Consider the following 21,587-nt stretch of genomic DNA (forward strand, 5'->3'; position numbering starts at 1 on the left):
TAAAATGCTGTCTCGACAACTGCTATTTTACCGTAATCCCCAGAGGTTAAGCTCTCCAGCCCCTTCCGTTTTTTTAAACCGGACAGCAGTGTCATCAGACATTCTTTTGAAGATAAAAAACGCAATGGCTATAACAACCAGAATAATAATAAATCGAGTCACAATAATCTGCCTGAATCTGTTTCTGAGATGTCGTATGCTAACGGCTGCGGATTAAAATACAACCTTATCAGATATCCAGCATCTGCCACTGTAATAAGCGATTATTAGCTGGCATTTCGTGATCTTCAACCAGAAACATGCCAGCCTCTCTGGCCAGTTGGTCGATCTGAGCAAAATCACGAATACCACTGGCCGGATCTCTTTGTCTGAGCCACTGATCAAACTGAGCATTACTCGAACTGGTATATTCACCATCATAATTAAATGGCCCATAAACGCAGCAAACACCACCAGCCTGCAACACTTTTCTGACACCGCGGAAAAACTGTTCGACCATAGGCCAGGACATAATATGAAGTGTATTCGCACTGAAAACCGCATCAACCCGGCGTACAGGCCATTCACTCTGAGTCACATCCAGCTCTAATGGCTCAGGGAAATTGTCTCCGGAATAATCCGCTCGCCATTGCTCAATACCTTCCAGATAGATCGCCTGATCACTACACTGCCATAGCAGGTGAGGCAGGTTTTCAGCCATAAAAACAGCATGCTGTCCGGTGCCACTACCAATTTCCAGCACTTTATGACTGCGGGAAAAAGCAACTTTCAGCACATTCAATATCGGCAGTTTATTATTTTCACAGGCCTGAGAAAAAGGCTTAGTCATAGTCGGGTCCTGTTTACTGGAGTTGTCGGGTTCAACCTGGATATCAAAAGAGTATTCCTGCATTTTCTATCAGGCAAGGTACTTTAGACCAATGATAATCATAAGCTCATAACGCTTAATCTTTTAAGGCCGTTTATATCCGAGTCAGCAAGAACTTGCACACTTACAAGATTTAGACTAAAAACTCTATACGATTACAATAATAACAGAGGAAATATTATGTCCCGCACATTACGCCAATGGCTGGATCAGTACGGAGAAAGCCATCAGAACCCTGTGAACAAGAAAATTCACTGGTTAATGGTTCCAATTATATTTTTTACCATTACAGGAATACTCTGGAGTCTGCCCCTGCCAACCTGGCTGCAGACCGTTCCCGGAGTAAACTGGGCCAGTATCCTACTGATACCCGTGTTGCTGTTTTATCTTCGTCTCAGCGTTGCTCTGACACTGGGCATGACTGTTTTCAGCTTATCCTGCTTTGCTATCTGTTGGCAGATTGATCAGATAATGCCCGGACAACTCTGGCAAATCAGTCTCGCTCTGTTTGTGATTGCCTGGGTATTCCAGTTTGTCGGCCATAAAATAGAAGGGCAAAAACCGTCCTTTTTTGAGGATGTGCAGTTTCTGTTAATAGGGCCTGCCTGGCTTATGAGTTTTATCTATCAGAAGCTTGGTATTCGCTATTAAAGGTTCTGACAGATGCTCAACAGCATCTGTCAGAATGAACAACAGAGCAGAGCAGGTCAGCATCAGCCTGACAACTCTGTTTAACAACGTTCAGGCATCTCATCAATGCCCTGTAAATCGCGCGGGACGCTTCTCAATAAATGCCCGAACACCTTCTTTGCCATCAGAGGTCTGACTCAGAGAAGCAATAGCACGGGCTTCTGTCTCCATTTGAGAAACCAGAGGCGTTGTCTGCGCCTGATCAACCAGCTCTTTCACTTTGCCATATGCCTGAGTAGGCCCGGATGCCAGCATCATGGCCAGTTCTTTTGTCACATCCAGCAGTTTTTCTGCCGGTACAACCCGATTAACCAGCCCCCAGTCCAGTGCCTGCTCCGCATCCAGAATCCGGTTAGTGATAAAAAACTCTTTGGCCCGACGAGGACCTATCTGGCGAGTCAGATACCAGGAAGTACTGCCATCTGGTGAAAAACCGATCTGAGTGTAAGCACTGGTAAAGCGAGCATTCTCCGAAGCAATCACCAGATCACAGCACGCCATCACTCCCAGCCCTGCACCGGCAGTCATACCATTAACCGCTGCAATCACAGGGCAAGGTAACGCTGAAAAGCGGGCAATAGCACTATGAAGATAAGTTGTCATATCCATCAGTAACTGATCGGTATGTTCCGGGTCACGGGCAAAAGCAGAAACATCTCCGCCTGCTGAAAATGCTTTATCGCCACTGCCTGTGATAACCAGCACTCTGAGAGAGTGATTACATGAACACTGATTGGCGATTTCAGATAAACGGCGCATCGTCTCTTCATCCATCGAATTAAAGGCTTCAGGGCGATTCAGAGTCAGCCAGCCAATCTGGTTATCAATTTCAAAGATTACCGGAGAAGTCATAAAAAATTCCGTTACTGTTATTTTTTTGATTAGTGGTAACAGAGTTTCACAGCTGTATTTATGCTGTCAAAAAAGACCTGAGAGTCAGGTTGAAAAATATTATTCGTTTGAATAAAACACCTGAAGCTACGCATTGAAGCAGGCATAAAAAAACCGGCCGCAGCCGGTTCTTTTATATTGTCAGATATTACACACCTGACAAACAGCATTGCTGTACTCTCCGGTCAACAACCGTAGAATATAGCGGTGCCTGTATACAGATTGTTATGCATTTTTTGCTGCAATAATATCTTTCCACTTAGCAGGCCCTGTCGTATGTACAGATTCACCCTTCGCATCTACCGCAACAGTGACAGGCATATCCTTCACTTCAAACTCGTAGATCGCTTCCATACCCAGTTCAGGGAAGGCCAGTACTTCAGCATTAGTAATGGCTTTGGATACCAGATATGCAGCACCACCGACAGCCATCAGGTAAACCGCTTTGTTATCTCTGATTGCTTCAATCGCAACCGGACCACGCTCAGATTTACCGATCATGCCCAGCAGGCCAGTGCTTTCAATCACCTGGCGGGTGAACTTATCCATACGGGTTGCAGTCGTTGGACCTGCAGGGCCTACCACTTCGTCACGTACCGGATCAACAGGGCCTACGTAGTAGATAAAGCGCCCTTTCAGATCTACTGGCAGCTCTTCACCGGCGTTCAGCATCTCTACCATCTTCTTATGAGCCGCATCACGACCAGTCAGCATCTTGCCATTCAGCAGGACAGTTTCGCCAGGCTGCCAGCTTTGTACTTCTTCCGGTGTAACATCGTCCAGATTAACACGACGCGTGCTTTCACCCACTTCGAAGGTCACTTCAGGCCAGTCGTTCAGATCGGGTGGTGTCTGCAGTGAAGCACCAGAACCATCCAGCTCAAAGTGTGCGTGACGAGTCGCCGCACAGTTCGGAATCATGCAGATTGGCAGAGACGCTGCGTGAGTCGGGTAGTCCTTGATCTTAACGTCCAGAACAGTCGTCAGACCGCCCAGACCCTGTGCACCAATACCCAGCTCGTTTACCGCATCCATAATTTCCAGACGCAGCTCTTCAGCACGATTCTGAGGACCACGCTCACGCAGCTCATGAATGTCGATCGGATCCATCAGGGACTCTTTCGCCATAACCGCAGCTTTCTCTGCCGTACCGCCAATACCAATACCCAGCATGCCCGGCGGACACCAGCCTGCACCCATAGTAGGTACCGTCTTCTTCACCCACTCAACGATAGAATCCGATGGGTTCAGCATCACCATCTTGGATTTGTTTTCAGAACCGCCACCTTTCGCAGCAACCTGAACATCTACGGTGTTACCCGGTACGATTTCGTAGTGGATCACAGCAGGCGTGTTATCTTTGGTGTTTTTACGCGCACCAGCAGGATCAGCCAGAATAGAGGCACGCAGCACGTTATCCGGGTGCGTATAAGCACGGCGTACACCTTCGTTGATCATATCTTCCAGGCTCATATCGCCTTCCCACTGTACCTGCATACCGACTTTTACAAATACAGTTACGATACCTGTGTCCTGACAGATAGGACGTTTACCTTCTGCACACATACGTGAGTTGATCAGGATTTGTGCCATAGCGTCTTTAGCTGCCGGGTTTTCCTCTTTCAGGTAGGCTTCGTGTACCGCCTGAATAAAATCTACCGGGTGGTAGTAGGAAATATATTGCAGCGCGTCCGCAACGCTATCGATCATATCGTCTTGACGGATTACAGTCGTCATCTTCGGAACATCTCCTATCACGGTCTGTGCTTATGTCCGGGATTGTACCGGATACACTTTTTTATTCATCAGTCTGGCAGTAACAGAGCACTGTCAGAGCGACTTTCTGACTTCCAGTAAATCCCGTCATTATACACTATTTTGATTATGATCATGATGAAGAGTCCATCAACTTTAGCCGAAACAAAACAGACTCATTTAATCATATTTTAATCTTCAGCACTGACAACCATCGATACACAAAGATTACAAAAGCCAACATCGCTTAACAGCTTAGCGACAGAGTTTTTTGAGTACCTGCTCCAGAATAAGCAAAAAGATACATTTCAAATGGATAATTCAAGGTAAAACGAATTCATCTGATATGACAGGGAGCAGTCAGAGACAGACAAAACTATGAATTTATCAAATCGACAACGACATGAGCAGCGCTTAAGGATACGACGCCTGGTTATATCAGCTCTTTCACATGGAATGTTGCTGATCATTCTGGGCAGCGCTCTGACGCTGAATCTGCTGAATAGCATCAGCTGGGAACACTACTTTCTGTTTATTATCACAGCAGCAGTCACCCAGGCTGGCTTCTGGCTGATTATTCATTACGATCTGAATCTTAAGCTGGATGATCCATCAATGACATTGTTACAGATGTCTACAGCGATCATATGGTTCAGCCTCGTGATTAGTGAGCTACCCGAAGTCAGGGGAGCTCTGCTGATTCTCTATGTTATGGTCATGTTATTTGGCATATTCCAGCTCAGCATGCTGGAGTTTGCCTTTGCCGGTTTACTGAGCCTGGTGTGCTTTGGAGCCGTTATCATTGCTGATATCTCTTTTCGTCCGGAAATCACCAGTCTGAAATTAAGTATTATGCAATGGATCATTCTGGCGACAGCCCAGACATGGATTGCTCTGTTTGGCAGCTATGTACGCAAACTCAGCGAACGCCTGAAGAGACAACGCAGTGTTCTGAAAGCCAGTAATGACAAGATGGTTCGCACCAACGAGGAACTGGAACAAGCTATGCTACAGCTGGATGAAATAGCCGGCACCGATGAACTGACCGGCATTCTCAACCGCAGGCGATTTTTCCAGGAAGCCGAAGCCAGGCTACATAATATCGATAATTATCAGGCCTGTGCTCTATGTATGATTGATATTGATTATTTCAAAGGAATCAATGACCGTTACGGCCATCAGTGTGGTGATCAGGTGCTGGAACAGTTCTCACGTATTGCTTCATCCTGTTTACGCACCACTGACCTGTTTGGGCGTTATGGGGGTGAAGAGTTTATTCTGCTGCTTCCTCATAATAACCAGGAGAGCGGAATCAAAGTTGCCGAAAGGATTCGACAATCGTTTTCATCGCACTGCTTCAACGAGCTGGAACAGGGGCTCAGCTTTACTCTATCAGCAGGTATCACCCTGCATCGATGGGGAGAACCATTAGAAAATACTCTGAAACGGGCAGATGATGCTTTGTATCGTGCTAAAAAGGGTGGTCGTAATCAGACCGTATATATCTCTGGTGCACGTAACCAGCCAGCCTGATATCAGACTGGCGCCATAAACAGAAGTAACAACAGATCAGGTTGCTTCAAATGGTTTAACCAGATTCAGAAAAGTATCCTGCCAGACCGGACTGATTTTCTGGCATACCACAAACTCCGGATTCAACAGACTTTCTTTTGTGTTATAGCGCAATGGCTGAAGCTGATCATTCAGAACCAGACCACCTGCCTGCTCAACAATAGCCTGAGCCGCAGCTGTATCCCACTCACAGGTTGGTCCGAAACGCACATACAGGTCAGCCTCATTCATTGCCACAAAACATAACTTCAGAGAACTGCCCATTGAGATACTCTGGGCACCTGGCAGACAGTGTACAAATGACTCCATCCGTTCTTTTGCATGGGAGCGGCTTCCTGCTATTCGCCAGCATTCAGGGATAAAGTCAGGATCAAGCTGCAACTCTTTTTCTTTTTCACCTGGCGCTATAAACCAGGCGCCTTTGCCCCTGCAGGCATGATACATATGGTCAGGAACCGGAGCATACACCACACCCAGTACAGGTATACCATCACTGATCAACGCAATATTGACGGTAAACTCGCCATTGCGCTTAACAAACTCTTTCGTACCATCCAGAGGATCAATCAGCCAGTAGTCAGACCACTGGCTGCGTTCCTGCCAACTGATATTATCACTCTCTTCAGACAAAACCGGTAAGCTTAATGACAGCTCCGTCAGCCCTTTCTCAATACAATGATGAGAAGCAATATCAGCCAGTGTCAGAGGGCTATCATCCGATTTATGGGAAACACCCAGATCATCCTGTTGATAGATGTTCATGATCGCATCCCCGGCTTCTCTGGCAATACGGACAACATCAGGCAGTAATGCATGAACTTCCGGATCAGACAACATATTATCTCCTTAACAAATACATAAGATCAGAGGTACCCCACAGCTCATCAGAACAACCGGAGGTTAACAGTCAGTTCTCATTAGCTGGCTGGAAACAGACCATAACCCACTAACAATAACATTGAAAAAACCGCATAAAAACGGCCTGTCAGAGGTGTCAGTAATACTCTCTGATCAGCAGGCTCTGCTATAAGCCTGAGTGGTTTTATCAATAAGGGCAGAGCCAGTAACGTCAGCCATGGAAAATTATGCACCCCACTGATAGCAGCCCCCGGAACCCAGAGATATACCAGTAAGATCAGAATATAATAAAGCCAGGATGATCTGTCATATCCCCAGCGAACCGTCAGTGTTTTCTGCCCCTGCAGACTGTCACTTTCAAAATCCCTGAGTTCATTGCTGAGCAGCAATAAAGCAGTCAGCAAACTCAGAGGTAAAGAATTAAGGAAGATATCTCCGTGATAACGTCCTGCCATAGCATAGTAGGCACCACCAATCATCAGGACACCCATCAGCCAGAATACCAGGGGAATACCCAATCCTCTGGTTTTATAGCTGACCGGTGGCTGGGTATAAAAGTAAGCCCCTGCCAGTCCAGTGATAAATAGCACTGCCAGCTCAGTCCCTCTGAAAAGCATCAGGATCAGCCCACAGATCCCTGCCAGAAAAAAGCATAGCAATCCTACTCTGTAATTTCGCTGGATAAGCTGAATCAAAGCATACTTCTGCTCAGGTGAAACAGTCGGGAAGCGCTGATCAAGTTCAGCCAGGTCCGAATGATCATTGATCAGATTAACTGCCAGCTGCAGTAACAGACCACCAGAGATTATCAGAAATGCCAGTAAAAAGGGCTGTGCACTTTCGTGCCAGCCCAGAATAATACCCTGCAGGCAGGTGGCCACAGCAACCACCATAGAAAATGGGCGGGATGCTCTGTTCAGCCGGTATTTTTGCCAGCCATCAACACCCTGCATCATCTTTGCCGTATCGGCCATCTGCTTTCCTCAGCTTATTTCAGGTCACGCATCAGCAAAGCATATTCCAGCTCAGCTTCATTGACTGCATGATCCAGAGGTAATTTCACAATATGACCATTGCCCGGAGCAACATTGACCATCTCACCCTTACGGTTCTCCAGATTTTTCAGTTCAAAACGCAGATTACCACCCGGCATCATCAACTCCAGAGTATCACCGGTTTCAAAGCGATTTTTCACATCAATTTCCAGCATACCTGTCTGTTTGTCAAAGTTCAGTATTTCACCGACAAACTGCTGATTTACCCCAATTGAGTTACCGGTTTCATAATTCTGATACTCATCATGGACATGACGACGATAGAAACCTTCGGTATAGCCACGGTGTGCCAGGTTCTCCAGAGTATCCATCAGCTTCATATCAAACGGGCGGCCTGCAGCCGCATCATCAATCGCCTGACGATAAACCTGAGCAGTACGAGCGACATAATAGTGTGATTTGGTGCGTCCCTCGATCTTCAGAGAATGAATCCCCATCTTTGTAAGACGCTCAACATGCTGCACAGCTCGCAGATCTTTTGAGTTCATAATATAGGTGCCATGCTCATCTTCAAAAATGGGCATCAGCTCACCCGGCCGCGATGCTTCTTCAATAAGAGCAGATAAGCCCTGGCTCTGATCATCGTGATGCACAGCACCAGGAGAGGTCAGAGAAGCAGAATCCATAGAAGGGTCCCAGAGTCCTGCAGACTGATCAGCCTGAGATACAGGAATCAGGTCGCCAGTAGCATCCGTCTGGGTCTGAATAGTGTTGTAATTCCAGCGGCAGGCATTGGTGCAGGTTCCCTGATTAGGGTCACGGTGATTAAAATAGCCGGATAGCAGGCAACGCCCGGAGTATGCAATACACAAGGCACCATGTACGAAGGTTTCCAGCTCCAGTCCCGGACACTCATTACGTATCTCTTCAATCTCTTCCAGAGATAACTCACGAGACAGAATGATACGCTTCACGCCTTGCTGGTGCCAGAATTTAGCGGCAGCATAGTTCACCACATTAGACTGTACCGACAGGTGAACCACCTGATCTGGCCAGCGCTCACGCACCATCATTATCAGCCCCGGATCTGACATAATCAGAGCATCAGGCTTCATATCGATGATGGGTTCCATATCTTTCATGTAAGTGCGGACTTTGGCATTATGAGGTGCAATATTACTTGCAACATAGAACTGCTTACCACGCTCATGGGCGTACTGAATCCCTTGCTCAAGATTAGCCAGCTTAAAATCATTATTACGTACACGCAGACTATAACGGGGCTGACCGGCATACACCGCATCAGCGCCATAGGCAAACGCATAACGCATATTTTTAAAAGTACCCGCCGGGGATAAGAGTTCAGGTTTAAACATAACAACCTCTTCGGTGTCTGGTTGCAGGCCAGATTCACCCTATGAAGATAACGCGCACTGCACACGGAAAATTAAGAGCGGCGATTCTACCATAGCAAGCACAAATCGAAAGAGTCCCGCTATCAAGTCATATCCATCACTGTAAAACAGACGCAAAAAAAACGTAACAGTTATGAAATATAAGTTTCTTATTCTGCTTTGTTAACGATATCAATAAATTAAAGGATTCAGGTAATGAAACTGAACACCCTCTTTAAAGCGATGTTTGTCACTGGTGCTCTGGTCGGTGCAACAGCATGTTCTCAGATGCAGACTGCTGCAAATGATGCAAAAGAAGAAAAAGTACAACAGGTAACAGCACAGGTTTCCAGCCTGTATGAAGTTCATCATGAAGATGGCCGTATGTACTTCTTCTATGACAAAGACAGCTATAAGCACTTCCTGCAGCATGGCGAAACACCATATGCATACAAGCGCATCGCTTCTGGTCCCAAGGGTGAAACTCTGGTCTTTGGTCTGACAGGCAAAGATAAGAAAAAGCGCTCTGATATCCCAAGCGTTGATATGTATGATGGTAAGCTGCAGCCAGAAATGTTCTACGGTGAAGCTCGGGTTGAAGGTCGCATCTATGTCTTCAGCACGCTGGAAGATATGAATGATGTACGTGCAGTCGGTGAAGCACCTTACCGCTTTACTCAGATCGGTGCTGGTCCAGCTGGTGAAACCGTTGTTTATGTACTGAATAAGAGTAATAAGAAGAAGCGTCCAGATGCTCTGATTGCTGCGTTCAAAAAAGCTTACGGCCAAATGTAAGCCTTCTGATTCGGCAGCAAGAGATCCTGGCTAAGACTGAGCCTTAAGGCATCACTCAGGTTGCCAAACATGCAAAAAAGGTCAGCATCTGCTGGCCTTTTTTATCGCCTGTCACTGATCTTTTCCCAGAGAACATTTCTCCCCTGAATAACAGGCAATAAAAAAGGCGATCCGAAGATCGCCTTTGTAGAGCCTACTTAAGCACAGGAAATATTATTCCCAGCCAGTAACCTCACGCAGACCGTTACCGATCTCCGCCAGACTGCGAACAGTCTTAACACCAGCGTCTTCCAGTGCTGCAAACTTCTCATCTGCAGTACCTTTACCACCGGAGATAATCGCACCAGCATGACCCATACGCTTACCTGCAGGTGCAGTAACACCAGCGATGTAAGACACAACAGGCTTAGTCACGTTAGCTTTGATATAAGCAGCCGCTTCTTCTTCAGCAGAACCACCGATCTCACCGATCATTACAATCGCTTCAGTCTGTGGATCATTTTCGAACATTTCCAGAATGTCGATGAAGTTAGAACCAGGAATCGGGTCACCACCGATACCAACACAAGTAGACTGACCGAAACCAGCATCAGTAGTCTGCTTAACCGCTTCGTAAGTCAGGGTACCGGAACGGGATACGATACCAACTTTACCAGGCAGATGAATGTGACCAGGCATAATACCGATCTTACATTCGCCTGGAGTGATAACACCCGGGCAGTTAGGACCGATCAGACGTACGTCCAGTTGGTCACAAACCACTTTACACTCCAGCATATCCATAACAGGAATGTGCTCAGTGATACATACGATCAGCTTGATGCCTGCATTTGCAGCTTCCAGGATAGAATCCTTACAGAAGGCAGCCGGTACGTAGATAACAGACGCTTCAGCACCTGTTGCTTCAACAGCTTCAGCAACAGTATTAAATACTGGCAGACCCAGGTGTTCAGTACCACCTTTACCTGGCGTTACACCACCAACCATTTTGGTGCCGTAAGCAATTGCTTGCTCAGAGTGGAAGGTACCCTGACCACCAGTGAAACCCTGACAGATTACTTTGGTGTCTTTGTTAATCAGTACGGACATGATTATTTACCCTCCGCTGCTTTAACTGCTTGCTGAGCTGCATCAGTCAAACTAGTAGCCGCAATGATATCCAGACCAGATTCAGCCAGACGCTGAGAACCCAGTTCTGCGTTGTTACCTTCCAGACGTACCACTACAGGTACGTTTACACCCACTTCTTTAACTGCGCCGATAATACCGTCTGCGATCAGGTCGCAGCGTACGATGCCACCAAAGATATTAACCAGAACAGCTTTAACTTTGCTGTCTTCCAGAATAATCTTGAACGCTTCAGTTACACGCTCTTTAGTCGCGCCACCACCAACGTCCAGGAAGTTAGCCGGGAAACCACCGTGCAGAGATACGATATCCATCGTACCCATTGCCAGGCCTGCACCGTTTACCATACAACCGATGCTGCCATCCAGAGCTACGTAGTTCAGATCCCACTCAGCCGCACGCGCTTCACGCTCATCTTCCTGAGATGGATCGTGCATTTCCTGCAGATCCTTATGACGGTATACCGAGTTACCATCGATCGCTACTTTAGCATCCAGACAGTGCAGGTTGCCTTCGTCAGTGATAACCAGAGGGTTAATTTCCAGCAATGCCAGATCTTTTTCCTGGAACATTTTAGCCAGACCCATAAAGATCTGTACAAACTGTTTGATCTGAACACCTTCCAGACCCAGTTTGAATGCCAGCTCACGTCCCTGATATGGTTGCGCACCAGTCAGAGGATCGATGGTTGCTTTCAGAATTTTCTCTGGAGTTTCTTCAGCAACTTTCTCAATTTCCACACCACCTTCAGTCGATGCCATGAAAACGATACGACGGCTTGAACGGTCAACAACTGCACCCAGATACAGCTCGTTAGCAATATCGGTACACGTTTCAACCAGAATCTTAGCAACCGGCTGGCCATTTTCGTCAGTCTGATAAGTTACCAGGTTTTTACCCAACCAGTTAGCAGCAAACTCTTTTGCTTCATCTGCGCTGTCAACCAGCTTTACACCACCAGCCTTACCACGGCCACCAGCGTGAACCTGTGCTTTAACAACCCACTTATCACCACCGATTTTTTCACATGCTGCTGCGGCGTCTTCCGGGGTATCTACTGCAATACCCGTAGATACAGGCAGTCCGTATGAGGCAAAAAGCTGTTTGCCCTGATATTCATGAAGATTCATACTGCTAAGCCATTTTTTTTGTGCACTAACACTATTGGCGGCACCCCTTGGGGTCAGGTACCGCCCCCTGCTACGGTTGCCCGTAATTTTCTAATTTCTTTTCGCTTAAACGATCTTACTTACGTTTTTTGCGATTTGGCATATGGATCGCGTGTCCGTCAACGGCCAGAGCTGCTTCGTGAACAGCTTCAGACAGTGTCGGGTGAGCAAAACACATCAGGGCCAGGTCTTCTGCACTGGAACCGAACTCCATTGCAATTACACCCTGATGAATCATTTCACCAGCGTTCTGACCAATAATGTGCATACCCAGAATGCGATCAGACGCTTTCTCAGTAATGATCTTAACCATGCCGTCCGTACAACCGTTGGTCATTGCACGACCGATTGCCTGGAACGGGAAGGTTCCGGTTTCGTACTCAGTACCTTCTGCTTTGACTTCTTCTTCAGTCTTACCTACAGAAGCAATCTCAGGGAAAGTATAGATAACGCCCGGAATAACGTCATAATTCATTTCAGCTTTATGACCAGCAATGATATCCGCAACCATTACACCTTCTTCAGATGCCTTATGCGCCAGCATAGGTCCACGAACAACATCACCAATTGCAAATACACCCGGTACAGAAGTACGGCAATGATCATCAACGTAGATGAAACCACGCTCATCCAGATTAACACCACTGTCGTTAGCCAGCAGTGCTTCTGTATATGGACGACGGCCCACACAGACAATCAGTTTGTCAAATGTCTTCTGCTGCTCACCCTTAGCATCTGCATACGTCACAACAACTTCATTGCCGTTGATCTCTGAGCCAGTAACACGAGCGCCAATCTCGATATTAAGACCCTGCTTAGTCAGAATCTTCTTCGCGGCTTTCGCAATTTCCTGGTCAGTTGTCGCCAGGAAAGAGTCCTGAGCTTCCAGTACAGTCACTTCTGAACCCAGACGCTGCCATACAGAGCCCAGTTCCAGACCGATAACACCACCGCCGATTACACCCAGACGAGCCGGAACTTCTTCAAAGTCCAGAGCGCCTGTTGAGTCAACAATCAGGCCTTCAGTCAGGGGCGTTGGTGGAATTTCGACTGGCACAGAACCAGAAGCAATAATGATGTTTTCTGCTTCAACAACCTGAACAGAACCATCGTGACCGGTTACTTCTACCTTCTTACCAGACAGAACTTTACCCGTACCGTGCAGAGGAGTAACACCGTTAGCTTTAAACAGGCCGCCGATACCCTGAGTCAGTTGACCTACGATGGTATTTTTACGGGCAACCATCTTCTTAACGTCCATTTTGACGTCAGAGATTTCAATGCCCAGATCAGCAAAGTCATGCTTGGTCTCAGCGTACTTGTGAGAAGCTTCCAGCAGAGCTTTTGAAGGAATACAACCTACATTCAGGCAAGTACCGCCGTAGGAAGGTTTACCTTCTTTGTTCAGCCATTTCTCAACGCACGCAGTTTTCAGGCCCAGTTGCGCAGCGCGGATTGCTGCCACATACCCGCCAGGACCTGCACCGATGACAACTACATCATATTTATCAGACATTCTTTTTTCCTGTCTTTCGTGTCATTAGTGATAAACGCTGTTCTTAAACTTCCAGCAGGATACGCGCCGGATCTTCAAGCAGCTCCTTGATGGTAACCAGGAACTGTACAGCATCTTTACCATCGATCATACGGTGATCATAGGACAGAGCCAGATACATCATTGGACGAATCTCAACCTGACCATTAATTGCCATTGGACGCTCCTGGATCTTGTGCATACCCAGAATAGCAGTCTGAGGTGGATTCAGAATTGGGGTTGACATCAGAGAACCGAAAACACCACCATTTGTGATAGTAAATGTACCGCCAGTCATATCTTCAATACCCAGCTTACCTTCACGACCACGCTTAGCAAAATCACCGATGGTGGATTCTACATCAGCCAGGCTCATGGTGTCAGTATCACGCAGAATTGGCACAACCAGACCACGCTCTGTAGATACCGCTACACCGATGTCGTAATAGCCATGATAAACGATATCAGTACCATCGATCGATGCATTTACATCAGGGAAACGCTTCAGTGCTTCTGCTGCCGCTTTCACAAAGAATGACATGAAGCCCAGGCGTACGCCGTTGTGCTTCTTCTCGAACATATCTTTGTACTTCTTACGCAGCTCCATGACTGGTTTCATGTCCACTTCGTTGTAAGTGGTCAGCATCGCCGCGGTTTGCTGGGCATCAACCAGACGTTTAGCAATGGTCTGGCGCATACGGCTCATAGGTACACGCTTCTCAACACGCTCCCCAGCTTCTACATTAACCTGAGGGGCTGCAGGCGCTGCTGCAGAGGCTGCTGCCGCTTTAGCTGTACCCGCATCAACCGCTTTCATTACGTCTTCTTTTGTGACACGGCCGCCTTTGCCAGTGCCATTCAGCTTAGCAATATCCAGATTATTTTCCTGCGCCAGCTTACGGGCAGCAGGACTCAGGATCTTATCACCTACCTGTACAGTTTCTTCTTCAGCAGAAGCACTCTCTTCAACCGTCTGAGCAGGAGTAGCAGCACTGGCCACCGCGCCTTCTTCGAAGATAGCAATCACTTCATCACTCAGAACAGTCTCATCTACATTTTTGATGATCTCTTTAATGACACCATCAGCCTGAGCAAGTACTTCAAGAACGACTTTATCAGTTTCGATATCAACCAGCAGTTCATCACGAGCAACCGCTTCACCAGGTTGCTTGTGCCAGGTTGCGATAGTGCCGTCTGCAACGGACTCTGGAAAGACGGGTGCTTTAATTTCAGTAGCCATGTTCGGTCCTTTACTGGGTTGTTCTTTTGTTTGCACAAACAAAATCTGTTGCGCTCTTCTCTTAGTGAAGAGCGCTTAATATGATCAATTTAATTAGCTGTTAAATGCGTCGGAAACCAGTCGCGCCTGCTGCTCAGCATGAACCGAGGTATAACCACAGGCCGGTGCAGCAGATGCATCACGGCCCGCAAATTTCAGTTCATAACCCAGTCCATGACGATAGCGATTCATCACCTGACGCATATGATGCTGACTGCTGTACCAGGCGCCCTGATTCAGGGGTTCATCCTGACACCATGCTACTGACTCCAGCGCTGGATACTGCGCTACAATCTCATCCAGGTAGGATTCTGGGAACGGATACAACTGCTCAATACGAATAATAGCCGTATCAGTACGCTCATTTTCCTTACGGTAGTTAGCCAGATCGTAATAAACCTTGCCGGTCGTCAGAATAAGACGTTTAACCTGAGATTTATCAATTGTGCTATCCACCTCATCAATGATGGTCTGGAAAGTACCACTGGCCAGCTCTTCCATAGTTGAAGTTGCATCTTTATGACGCAGCAAACTCTTAGGAGACATCACCACCAGAGGTTTACGCAGCGGTCGTACCGCCTGACGGCGCAACATATGATATACCTGAGCAGGTGTTGTCGGTACAACCACCTGGATATTATGCTCAGCACACGACTGTAAATAACGCTCCAGACGTGCAGAAGAGTGCTCGGGCCCCTGGCCTTCATAACCGTGAGGCAGCAGCATTGTCAGGCCACACAAACGCCCCCACTTGTGCTCACCACTGGTAATAAATTGATCAATTACAACCTGAGCACCATTCGCAAAATCACCAAACTGGGCTTCCCAGATTACCAGAGCACCAGGCGTCGTAGTCGCATAACCATATTCAAATGCCAGTACCGCTTCTTCCGACAGGTAAGAATCGTGAATGGTCATTGAAGGCTGATCATCAGACAGATTCTGTAAAGGAACATAAACACTGGCATCCGTCTGGCTGTGGATCACAGCATGACGGTGTGAGAAAGTACCACGCCCCACATCCTGACCGGTGATACGAATCGGATGTTTCTCATCAAGGATGGTCGCATACGCCAGTGTTTCTGCGAAGCCCCAGTTAACCGGCATCGCACCCACTGCCATTTTACGGCGGTCTTCATAAATTTTGCCGACCTGGCGCTGCAGTTTAACGCCATCAGGAATATCACACAGCTTAGTTGCCAGGCTCTGCAGGTGAGTAAACTCGAGAGACGTATCATACTCGGATGTCCACTCGTGCCCCAGATAAGGCGTCCAGTCAACAAACAGTTCTTTGTTTGGCTCTTTAACCAGACTTTTAGCTACGTGACGTCCATCACCCAGTGCAGAACGATAATCTTCCATCAGATCTTTATCTTCTGCTTCAGTCAGCACACCCTCTGCGACCAGACGCTTAGCATAGATGTTACGGGTGGTTGGCTGCTTAGCGATCTGTTGGTACATCAGTGGCTGTGTACCGGATGGTTCATCCGCTTCGTTATGGCCACGACGACGGTAACATACCAGATCAATCACCACATCGCGCTTAAACTGCTGACGATAGTCTGCTGCCACCTGAGCGGCATGAATCACCGCTTCAGGATCATCACCATTAACGTGAATGATCGGCGCCTGAACCATTTTAGCCACATCAGTACAGTATTCCGTAGAACGAGTGTCTTCCGGCTTGCTGGTGGTGAAACCAACCTGGTTATTGATCACGATATGGATGGTACCGCCGGTCTTATAAGCACGGGTCTGGGACATCTGGAATGTCTCCATCACCACACCCTGACCTGCAAACGCAGAGTCACCATGTACCACGATAGGCATAACCATATCACCCTCAAAATCGTCACGACGATCCTGACGGGCACGAACGGAGCCTTCAACTACCGGAGAAACAATTTCCAGGTGAGACGGGTTAAAAGCCAGTGCAAGGTGAACCTCACCGCCAGTGGTCATCACGTTGGATGAGAATCCCTGGTGATATTTAACGTCGCCTGAACCATCATGCATGAGTTTTTTACCTTCAAACTCATCAAACAGTTCCGCAGGGTTTTTACCCAGAATATTTACCAGCAGGTTCAGACGGCCACGGTGAGCCATGCCAATAACCACTTCCTTAACGCCAAAGGAACCTGAGCGCTGAATCAGCTCATCAACCATTGGAATAAAGGATTCACCACCTTCCAGACCAAAACGCTTGGTGCCCGGATAGCGGGATGCCAGATAGTTTTCCATACCTTCCGCAGCGGTCAGACGCTCCAGAATATGCTTTTTAGCCTCTGCACCGAATGCAGGTGCAGAACGCACGCTTTCAAAACGCTGTTGCAGCCAGCGTTTTTCTTCTGTGTTCACAATATGCATGAACTCAGCGCCGGTTGTCGTGCAGTAAGTTTTTTCCAGCGCTTCAATAATTTCACGCAGAGGGGCTTCATCTTTACCAATAAACAGTGAGCCAGTCTGGAAAGTGGTATCCAGATCGGCTGCTGTCAGCTGATGGTAGGCCAGCTCTAAATCCGCAACAGGTTCACGCTGCATCAGACCCAGTGGATCAATATTCGCTTTCTGATGACCACGGAAACGGTAAGCGTTGATCAGCTGCAGTACACGAACCTGTTTTTTCTCATGTTCAGTACTAACAGAACTTGCACCAGCTGGAGCAGCTTTATGCTTATTCTTTGCTAACAAATCAAAGTGTTCACGGATGGGTGTGAGGGGGATATCGGTAGAACCGGTGCCTTCAGTTCTGGGAAGCTTGTCGAAGTAGTTCCTCCACTCTTCAGGAATTGCGTTCGGATCAAGCAGATACTGCTCATAAAGCCCTTCAACGTAGGACACATTGCCCCCGTAGACGTGGGAAGAGCTCCACATCAACTCCATTATGCCTTCTTGCATTCTTAGTCACCCTGCACGAGGAACTGTAATCCGCAGTGACCGCAGAGTCTGTTTCCGGTCAAAAAAAGGTAGCGTGCCTTACCTTCTGCAGATCAGGGCCAGGCCCCATTCCCCAAGTCATTTTTTACGTTTGCTGCAATCCGCACCTTTTGAGCGCAGACTGCAGCGACCACAGGTGTTTACCCGGAGGTAAACACAATAGAGTTATTATTGTATTGATGATCTGCGGTAAACACTAGGTTGCATTACGCAACAGCATGTCACGAATATGACCGATAGCCTTAGTCGGATTCAGTCCCTTCGGACATACGTTCACACAGTTCATAATACCGCGGCAACGGAATACACTGAACGGATCGTCCAGCTCAGACAGTCGCTCACGAGTCTGGGTATCACGGCTATCCACCAGGAAGCGGTAAGCCTGCAACAGGCCAGAAGGCCCAACAAACTTATCCGGATTCCACCAGAACGACGGACAAGAAGTAGAACAACAAGCACATAGAATACACTCGTATAGTCCATCCAGCTTGTCACGATCCTCCGGAGCCTGCAGACGCTCAATAGCAGGTGCCGGAGTATCATTCAGCAGATACGGCTTGATACGTTCATATTGCTTATAGAACAGAGACATATCAACAACCAGGTCACGAATAACCGGTAACCCAGGAAGAGGACGAATAACCAGCGTATCTTCAGTAACCACTTCGGACAGCGCGGTAATACACGCCAGGCCATTCTTACCATTCATGTTCATACCGTCAGAGCCGCATACACCCTCACGGCAAGAACGACGATAGGCAAACGTATTATCCTGCTCTTTAACCAGATGCAGTACATCCAGCACCATCAGGTCAGCGCCTTTGGTATCTACACGGAATTCCTGCATGTACGGAGCAGAATCTTTTTCCGGATTGTAGCGATATACACTAACGACCAGCATTTGGCTTACTCCCGTAAATTAGTAGGTACGTACTTTTGGTTGGAACGCAGGTACAGTCTTAGGCGCAAAGTTAACATCACGCTTACCTACACGTTTTTCACCAGGGAAGTACATTGAGTGCTTCAGCCAGTTTTCATCGTCACGATCACGATAGTCATCACGAGCGTGTGCACCACGGCTTTCTTTACGGTACTCAGCAACAATCGCTGTCGCTTCTGCTACTTCCAGCAGGTTATCCAGTTCCAGCGCCTCGATGCGAGCCGTATTAAATGCCTGAGATTTATCATCCAGCTTAGCATTAGCAATACGTTCACGGAGGTCAGCCAGTTCTTTAATACCTTTCTGCATGTACTCTTCAGTACGGAATACACCGAAGTAGTTCTGCATGGTTGTCTGCAGCTCAGCACGTAGCTCAGCAACGCTCTCACCATCGGTAGAACCATTCCAGCGATTCAGACGCGCCATAGCACGATCAATATCCGCTTCGTCAGCTTCAGCGTAGTCCATGCCTTCACTCAGTGCTTTCTCAATATGGATACCGGCCGCACGACCAAATACCACCAGATCCAGCAGAGAATTACCACCCAGACGGTTTGCACCATGCACAGATACACAAGCCACTTCACCTACAGCATACAGACCATGAACAATATGATCATTGCCGTCAGCGTCAGGGGCGATAGCCTGGCCATGTACATTAGTTGGCACCCCACCCATCATGTAGTGACAGGTCGGTACAACCGGGATCGGAGCTTTAGTCGGATCAACGTGAGCAAAAATCTTAGATAGCTCACTGATACCCGGCAGGCGCTTATTCAGAACCTCTTCACCCAGGTGATCCAGCTTCAGGAATACGTGATCGCCATTTTCACCACAACCACGGCCTTCCAGAATTTCCATAACCATAGAACGCGCGACAACGTCACGACCTGCAAGGTCTTTTGCGTTAGGCGCATAACGCTCCATGAAACGCTCGCCATCTTTGTTGACCAGATAGCCACCTTCACCACGACAACCTTCTGTGACCAGTACACCTGCACCGGCAATGCCGGTCGGGTGGAACTGCCACATTTCCATGTCCTGAGCAGGAATACCAGCACGCAGGGCCATACCAACACCGTCACCGGTATTGATCAACGCGTTTGTTGTAGAGGCATAAATACGGCCTGCGCCACCGGTTGCCAGTACAGTTGCCGCTGCTTTTACGAATACGGTTTCACCGGTTTCGATACACAGGGCAATAACACCGCAGATATCGCCGCTCTTATTGCGAACCAGATCTACTGCATACCATTCATTCAGGAATACTGTGTTGTTTTTCAAGTTAGCCTGATACAGCGTATGCAGAAGAGCATGGCCTGTACGGTCTGCAGCAGCACAGGTACGTGCAGCCTGACCGCCCTCACCAAAGTTTTTGGACTGACCTCCGAAAGGACGCTGGTAGATACGACCATTATCAAAGCGGGAGAAAGGAAGCCCCATGTGCTCCAGTTCAAATACCGCTTTAGGGCCTTCAGAACACATGTACTCGATAGCGTCCTGGTCACCAATATAATCAGAACCCTTAACGGTATCGTACATATGCCAGCGCCAGTCATCATTCGGATCAGCACTTGCGATGGCACAAGTGATACCACCCTGAGCTGATACCGTATGAGAACGCGTCGGGAATACCTTGGTGATCAGAGCGGTTTTTTTACCGGACTGAGATAATTGCAGTGCCGCACGCATACCGGCACCACCACCACCTACAATGATGGCATCAAAATTCAGTGTACGAAGATTTGCTGACATTCGTTTATGCTCCCCACAGAACCTGAACACCCCATACTACATAAGTAAACAGGGCTAAATTACATACTGTCTGGAATACAAAACGGATCGCCGTTGGTTTTATATAGTCAGTAGAAATAGTCCACAGACCAATCCAGGCATGGGCAGCAATCGAAAGAATGCTCAGGAAAGTAAATACACGAACAAAAGTAGACTCAAAGAAAGCAGACCACTGTTCGTAGGATCCATCAAAGCTGATTACCATGTAACCAACAATAAAAACGCTGTACAGACCCAGTACAACTGCGCTGAAACGCTGAAGCAGCCAGTCAGACAGACCATTACGACTGAAATTGGTTACATTAGTTACCATACCCAGACTCCTGCCAGAAGAATCAGAACTGCAGAAATTGCCAGCGTCAGCTTGGCACCTTGAAGACCACCTTCCAGTGTTTCACCAATACCAACATCCATAATCAGGTGTTTGATACCAGCTACAACATGGTAGGCAAGTGCGGATAAAAGTCCCCAGAGTACAAACTTAGCGAATGCACTCTCCTGCAAAGTTTCTTTAACAGCTTCGAAGCTTTCCTTTGATTCCAGAGAGGAATCAAAAGCAGCAAACAGGAACGCCAGACCTACGAATAGGATGACACCTGTAATACGATGCAGAATAGATGTATATGCAGGGAGAGGGAGCTTGATAGTTGTCAGATCTAAGTTTACAGGTCTTTTGCTATTCACGGCTCTTACACACTCTCTTTGCCCCAACAACAGGGCTTATGGTTTCTGGTGGCTGCATTCCTATATATAGAAGCAGAAAAACCAAGAAGCCGTTTTTCCAGTAACTAATTTATATAAGACGGCACCACCGCCAATCGTGCGGCAGGAATTATAGTGACTCGTTATTCCGATTACAATAAAGCCAAAGGTATAGCTTAATAGAATAATGAAACCAGCTTAATTCCCTATGTATTTCGATTTTAGCAAGCCTTTTCACATTTACTGCTACCTTTTTAGGTAATTGACAATCCTGTTTATCACTCTA

General features: G+C 47.5%; 18 protein-coding genes. 3 read left to right on the forward strand and 15 right to left on the reverse strand.

Going from position 1 to position 21,587, the window contains the following annotated elements; translation table 11 throughout:
* Positions 1-229: 229 nt before the first annotated feature.
* Positions 230-892 (reverse strand): DUF938 domain-containing protein, encoded by a 663-nt coding sequence (locus H4O21_RS21910; RefSeq protein ID WP_255487419.1) that lies wholly within the window; start codon positions 890-892, stop codon positions 230-232.
* 156 nt (positions 893-1,048) lie between these two features.
* Here H4O21_RS21910 and H4O21_RS21915 point away from each other — a divergent pair, with 156 nt between their 5' ends.
* Positions 1,049-1,519 (forward strand): Mpo1 family 2-hydroxy fatty acid dioxygenase, encoded by a 471-nt coding sequence (locus H4O21_RS21915; RefSeq protein WP_182811205.1) that lies wholly within the window; start codon positions 1,049-1,051, stop codon positions 1,517-1,519.
* 102 nt (positions 1,520-1,621) lie between these two features.
* Here H4O21_RS21915 and H4O21_RS21920 read toward each other — a convergent pair whose 3' ends face one another.
* Both H4O21_RS21920 and H4O21_RS21925 read right to left on the reverse strand, forming a co-directional pair.
* Complete coding sequence (locus H4O21_RS21920; protein ID WP_182811208.1) at positions 1,622-2,410, reverse strand: enoyl-CoA hydratase/isomerase family protein; 789 nt, start codon at positions 2,408-2,410, stop codon at positions 1,622-1,624.
* 264 nt (positions 2,411-2,674) lie between these two features.
* Positions 2,675-4,186: a fumarate hydratase gene (locus tag H4O21_RS21925; RefSeq protein WP_182811210.1), complete on the reverse strand. Its 1,512-nt coding sequence runs from the start codon at positions 4,184-4,186 to the stop codon at positions 2,675-2,677.
* Positions 4,187-4,582: 396 nt separating this feature from the next.
* On the opposite strand from H4O21_RS21925, the gene H4O21_RS21930 reads away from it, so the two are divergent.
* Positions 4,583-5,737, forward strand: coding sequence for a GGDEF domain-containing protein (locus H4O21_RS21930; RefSeq protein WP_182811213.1), 1,155 nt, complete (start codon positions 4,583-4,585; stop codon positions 5,735-5,737).
* 36 nt (positions 5,738-5,773) lie between these two features.
* Here the strand turns inward: H4O21_RS21930 and cysQ are convergent, their stop codons facing one another.
* The 3 genes from cysQ to trhP form a co-directional block, all read right to left on the reverse strand.
* The gene (gene cysQ, locus H4O21_RS21935; protein WP_182811216.1) at positions 5,774-6,613 is read right to left on the reverse strand and encodes a 3'(2'),5'-bisphosphate nucleotidase CysQ; all 840 of its coding nucleotides are present in this window, start codon (positions 6,611-6,613) and stop codon (positions 5,774-5,776) included.
* An 80-nt stretch (positions 6,614-6,693) separates the two neighbouring features.
* Positions 6,694-7,608, reverse strand: coding sequence for a prenyltransferase (locus tag H4O21_RS21940; protein ID WP_182811218.1), 915 nt, complete (start codon positions 7,606-7,608; stop codon positions 6,694-6,696).
* Between the two features lie 14 nt (positions 7,609-7,622).
* On the reverse strand, positions 7,623-9,005 hold the full coding sequence (gene trhP, locus H4O21_RS21945; protein ID WP_182811221.1) for a prephenate-dependent tRNA uridine(34) hydroxylase TrhP: 1,383 nt from the start codon (positions 9,003-9,005) through the stop codon (positions 7,623-7,625).
* Positions 9,006-9,239: 234 nt separating this feature from the next.
* Here trhP and H4O21_RS21950 point away from each other — a divergent pair, with 234 nt between their 5' ends.
* A complete protein-coding gene (locus tag H4O21_RS21950) occupies positions 9,240-9,818 on the forward strand; it encodes a hypothetical protein (protein ID WP_255487420.1) in 579 nt (192 codons plus the stop codon).
* Positions 9,819-10,031: 213 nt separating this feature from the next.
* Here H4O21_RS21950 and sucD read toward each other — a convergent pair whose 3' ends face one another.
* The 9 genes from sucD to sdhC all read right to left on the reverse strand — a co-directional run bounded on the left by sucD (position 10,032) and on the right by sdhC (position 21,283).
* On the reverse strand, positions 10,032-10,907 hold the full coding sequence (sucD, locus tag H4O21_RS21955; protein ID WP_182811224.1) for a succinate--CoA ligase subunit alpha: 876 nt from the start codon (positions 10,905-10,907) through the stop codon (positions 10,032-10,034).
* Between the two features lie 2 nt (positions 10,908-10,909).
* Positions 10,910-12,076 carry an ADP-forming succinate--CoA ligase subunit beta gene (sucC, locus tag H4O21_RS21960; RefSeq protein ID WP_182811226.1) on the reverse strand — a complete coding sequence of 389 codons (1,167 nt, stop codon included), beginning with the start codon at positions 12,074-12,076 and terminating at the stop codon, positions 10,910-10,912.
* A 115-nt stretch (positions 12,077-12,191) separates the two neighbouring features.
* Positions 12,192-13,631: a dihydrolipoyl dehydrogenase gene (lpdA, locus tag H4O21_RS21965; RefSeq protein ID WP_182811229.1), complete on the reverse strand. Its 1,440-nt coding sequence runs from the start codon at positions 13,629-13,631 to the stop codon at positions 12,192-12,194.
* Positions 13,632-13,674: 43 nt separating this feature from the next.
* Complete coding sequence (gene odhB, locus H4O21_RS21970) at positions 13,675-14,889, reverse strand: 2-oxoglutarate dehydrogenase complex dihydrolipoyllysine-residue succinyltransferase (protein ID WP_182811232.1); 1,215 nt, start codon at positions 14,887-14,889, stop codon at positions 13,675-13,677.
* A 93-nt stretch (positions 14,890-14,982) separates the two neighbouring features.
* Entirely contained in the window at positions 14,983-17,826 is a 2,844-nt protein-coding gene (locus tag H4O21_RS21975; RefSeq protein ID WP_182811235.1) for a 2-oxoglutarate dehydrogenase E1 component, read from the reverse strand.
* Between the two features lie 235 nt (positions 17,827-18,061).
* Complete coding sequence (locus H4O21_RS21980) at positions 18,062-18,763, reverse strand: succinate dehydrogenase iron-sulfur subunit (RefSeq protein ID WP_440590224.1); 702 nt, start codon at positions 18,761-18,763, stop codon at positions 18,062-18,064.
* Between the two features lie 21 nt (positions 18,764-18,784).
* Positions 18,785-20,560: a succinate dehydrogenase flavoprotein subunit gene (gene sdhA / locus H4O21_RS21985; protein WP_182811240.1), complete on the reverse strand. Its 1,776-nt coding sequence runs from the start codon at positions 20,558-20,560 to the stop codon at positions 18,785-18,787.
* 4 nt (positions 20,561-20,564) lie between these two features.
* Complete coding sequence (gene sdhD, locus H4O21_RS21990) at positions 20,565-20,912, reverse strand: succinate dehydrogenase, hydrophobic membrane anchor protein (RefSeq protein ID WP_182811243.1); 348 nt, start codon at positions 20,910-20,912, stop codon at positions 20,565-20,567.
* Positions 20,906-21,283, reverse strand: a complete 378-nt coding sequence (sdhC, locus tag H4O21_RS21995) for a succinate dehydrogenase, cytochrome b556 subunit (RefSeq protein ID WP_182811247.1) — start codon at positions 21,281-21,283, stop codon at positions 20,906-20,908. Before sdhC ends, sdhD begins: the two co-directional genes overlap by 7 nt.
* Between the last annotated feature and the right edge of the window lie 304 nt (positions 21,284-21,587).

Source organism: Oceanospirillum sediminis (genome assembly GCF_014164585.1).
Classification (GTDB): Bacteria; Pseudomonadota; Gammaproteobacteria; order Pseudomonadales; family Halomonadaceae; genus Oceanospirillum; species Oceanospirillum sediminis.

Bases quoted from the DNA above. Each gene is read 5' to 3' on its own strand.
- H4O21_RS21920 (WP_182811208.1), bottom strand. From the start codon at position 2,410: ATGACTTCTCCGGTAATCTTTGAAATTGATAACCAGATTGGCTGGCTG.
- cysQ (WP_182811216.1), bottom strand. From the start codon at position 6,613: ATGTTGTCTGATCCGGAAGTTCATGCATTACTGCCTGATGTTGTCCGT.
- lpdA (WP_182811229.1), bottom strand. From the start codon at position 13,631: ATGTCTGATAAATATGATGTAGTTGTCATCGGTGCAGGTCCTGGCGGG.
- H4O21_RS21925 (WP_182811210.1), bottom strand. From the start codon at position 4,186: ATGACGACTGTAATCCGTCAAGACGATATGATCGATAGCGTTGCGGAC.
- sdhD (WP_182811243.1), bottom strand. From the start codon at position 20,912: ATGGTAACTAATGTAACCAATTTCAGTCGTAATGGTCTGTCTGACTGG.
- H4O21_RS21910 (WP_255487419.1), bottom strand. From the start codon at position 892: ATGCAGGAATACTCTTTTGATATCCAGGTTGAACCCGACAACTCCAGT.
- H4O21_RS21950 (WP_255487420.1), top strand. From the start codon at position 9,240: ATGAAACTGAACACCCTCTTTAAAGCGATGTTTGTCACTGGTGCTCTG.
- H4O21_RS21940 (WP_182811218.1), bottom strand. From the start codon at position 7,608: ATGGCCGATACGGCAAAGATGATGCAGGGTGTTGATGGCTGGCAAAAA.
- H4O21_RS21930 (WP_182811213.1), top strand. From the start codon at position 4,583: ATGAATTTATCAAATCGACAACGACATGAGCAGCGCTTAAGGATACGA.
- H4O21_RS21915 (WP_182811205.1), top strand. From the start codon at position 1,049: ATGTCCCGCACATTACGCCAATGGCTGGATCAGTACGGAGAAAGCCAT.
- sucD (WP_182811224.1), bottom strand. From the start codon at position 10,907: ATGTCCGTACTGATTAACAAAGACACCAAAGTAATCTGTCAGGGTTTC.
- odhB (WP_182811232.1), bottom strand. From the start codon at position 14,889: ATGGCTACTGAAATTAAAGCACCCGTCTTTCCAGAGTCCGTTGCAGAC.
- trhP (WP_182811221.1), bottom strand. From the start codon at position 9,005: ATGTTTAAACCTGAACTCTTATCCCCGGCGGGTACTTTTAAAAATATG.
- sdhA (WP_182811240.1), bottom strand. From the start codon at position 20,560: ATGTCAGCAAATCTTCGTACACTGAATTTTGATGCCATCATTGTAGGT.
- H4O21_RS21975 (WP_182811235.1), bottom strand. From the start codon at position 17,826: ATGCAAGAAGGCATAATGGAGTTGATGTGGAGCTCTTCCCACGTCTAC.
- sucC (WP_182811226.1), bottom strand. From the start codon at position 12,076: ATGAATCTTCATGAATATCAGGGCAAACAGCTTTTTGCCTCATACGGA.